The organism is Adlercreutzia sp. DFI.6.23 (assembly GCF_024462535.1).
Taxonomy (GTDB): Bacteria; Actinomycetota; Coriobacteriia; order Coriobacteriales; family Eggerthellaceae; genus Adlercreutzia; species Adlercreutzia rubneri.
On sequence record NZ_JANGBP010000071.1, the window covers coordinates 1 to 451 of the forward strand.

The following is a 451-nucleotide window of genomic DNA, read 5'->3' on the forward strand; positions in this document are numbered from 1 at the left end:
GTTTGCATGGTGATTCTTACCGCCGCCATGCTCATCCTGCCCGGCGCGGCCTAAGATTCGTTGATAACAGCCTGCCGGCTGTCATCCTTCCGGGAGGGCGTCCGTTAGCGGGACGCCCTCCTCGTTTTCAGGCTCGTGAGCCTGCACGGCGCGCGAAGCGCGGCGGGCAAAAAACCACCCGCTATGCGGGTGCGCGTAGAAGGCTCCGCCCTTGCGTCAAAACGCCGCCAGTCGGGATACGATACGGGTGTTCAAGTCGTATCAGCCCGGAAAGGCGGCCGTTTTGGCAAACAAGGCACACAGCCTGTCGCACACGAAGTGGATGTGCAAGTACCACATCGTGTTCACACCGAAGTATAGGCGCAAACTGATATACAGCCAATACAGGGTTTCGCTGGGCGAGATATTCCGCAACCTGTGCAGGTACAAGGGGGTGGAGATAATCGAGGGG

Annotated in this window: 1 protein-coding gene; it reads left to right on the plus strand. The window is 59.2% G+C overall.

Features of this window, described 5'->3' with window-relative positions:
• Window positions 1-283: 283 nt before the first annotated feature.
• Window positions 284-451, plus strand: a 168-nt coding sequence (locus NE591_RS12385) for a transposase (RefSeq protein ID WP_256156760.1), incomplete at its 3' end; no start/stop codon positions are given.